Annotated in this window: 2 protein-coding genes; one reads left to right on the top strand and one right to left on the bottom strand. The window is 69.7% G+C overall.

Going from position 1 to position 1,836, the window contains the following annotated elements; all coding sequences use genetic code 11:
* A partial coding sequence (locus VFF46_RS03410; RefSeq protein WP_325035523.1) for a sialidase family protein occupies positions 1 to 557 on the bottom strand: 557 nt, incomplete at its 3' end.
* A gap of 97 nt (positions 558 to 654) precedes the next feature.
* Between VFF46_RS03410 and VFF46_RS03405 the strand changes: the two genes are divergently transcribed.
* Positions 655 to 1,836, top strand: a 1,182-nt coding sequence (locus VFF46_RS03405; protein WP_325035522.1) for an FAD/NAD(P)-binding oxidoreductase, incomplete at its 3' end; no start/stop codon positions are given.

The following is a 1,836-nucleotide window of genomic DNA, read 5'->3' as shown; positions in this document are numbered from 1 at the left end:
TGGAGCTGGATGCCGTGCATCGGGCCGGTGGCGTACCAGAAGTTCCAGCTCGGGAGCTTCGCGTCGGTGAGTTCGCGCGGCGCGGTCCAGGTGGCGCCGTTGTCGTCGCTGGTCTGTACGTACGGGTCGCGGTCGCAGCCGTTCGTGCACGGCTCCGGGCCGTTGTGGGTCGTCACCAGGACGACCCGGCCCGTCCGATTGTCAACAATCGGCACCGGGTTGCCGTGTGTGCTCCCGTTGCCGTCGGAGACCACCCGCAGCGGCCCCCAGGTCTTGCCGCCGTCGGTGGAACGGCGCAGCACGATGTCGATGTCGCCGTCGTCACCGCAGTCGGCGACCCGGCCCTCGGCGAACGAGAGGACGTCGCCGTTGGCGGCGTGCACGATGGCGGGGATCCGGAAACACGAGTAGCCGTCGGTCTTCTGCTGGAACAGCACACTGTCGTCGACGAACGGCGCGGCCGGTCCGGAGGAGGAGGCCCGGGCCGGTGGAGCGGTGAGACCGGCGAACACCAGAAGGGCGGCGGCCGCGAGACGGGCCGAGGTGAGTACGCGCATGACTCTCCAGGGAGGACATAGGACGTATGATGTGCTCCGACAACGTACTCACCGAGACAGCCTTCGACAAGAGTTCGCTGAGGGCTAAGGTTCGTGCATGGCTGATGAACAGATCGTGATCGTCGGTGCGAGTCTCGCGGGTGCGACCGCGGCCGAGACCCTTCGGGAGGACGGCTGGAGCGGGCGGATCGTGCTGATCGGCAGTGAGAAGTCACTGCCGTACGAGCGACCCCCGCTGTCCAAGGACGTGCTGCTCGGCAAGGCCGAGACCGGCTCCGCGCAGTTGCACGACCAGCAGTGGTACGACGACCACTCGATCGACCTCCGGCTCGGTACGACGGTGACCGCGATCGACCCGGCCGCGCACACGGTCACGCTCGACGACGGCTCGCAGGTCCCGTACGCCAAGCTCCTGATCGCGACCGGCAGCCGCGTCCGCGAGCTCGACGTACCGGGTGCCGAGCTGCCGGGCGTGCACTACCTGCGGACCGCCGAGGAGTCACAGGCGTTGACCGAGGCGTACGCCGCGAAGCCGCGGGTGGTCGTCGTCGGCGCCGGGTGGATCGGGCTCGAGGCAGCGGCGGCGGCGCGCGAGCGGGGCTGCGAGGTGACGGTCGTCGAGCCGCAGTCGACCGCGCTCGCCTCCGTACTCGGTGAAGAGGTCGGTGGCCTGTTCGCCGACTTCCACCGAGCGCACGGCGTGCAGTTCCGGTTCGGGACCGGCGTGGAGGGCTTCGAGGGTACGGACAAGGTGACCGGTGTGAAGGTGAGCGGCGGCGAGGTGATCCCGGCGGACCTGGTGATCGTCGGCGTCGGCGTCCGGCCGAACACCGAGCTCGCCGAGGCGGCCGGCATCGAGGTCGCCACGCCGGACAACGGCTCCGGCATCGTCACCGGCCCGGACCTGCAGACCAAGGTCGCGGACGTGTACGCCGCCGGCGACGTGGTCCGCTGGGACCACCCGCTGCTCGGCCGGTCGATCCGTGTCGAGCACTGGCAGAACGCGAAGGACACCGGCGCCGCGGCCGCGAAGTCGATGCTCGGCCAGGACGTGTCGCACGACGCGATCCCGTACTTCTTCACCGACCAGTTCGACCTCGGCATGGAGTACGCGGGCGAGCTGCCGCGCGGTGCGTCGTACCACGTGGTGCTGCGCGGTGACCCGAAGTCCGGCGCCTACCTCGCGTTCTGGCTGGACGACGAGAACCACGTCCTGGCCGGTATGCACGTCAACACCTGGGACACCATCGACGCGGTCAGCGCGCTGATCCGCTCCGGC

The sequence above is a fragment of the Kribbella sp. genome, assembly GCF_035655035.1.
In the GTDB taxonomy this organism is placed as follows: domain Bacteria; phylum Actinomycetota; class Actinomycetes; order Propionibacteriales; family Kribbellaceae; genus Kribbella.
Note: the sequence above shows the minus strand (reverse complement) of the source record. Positions and strands in the feature narration are given on the sequence as shown.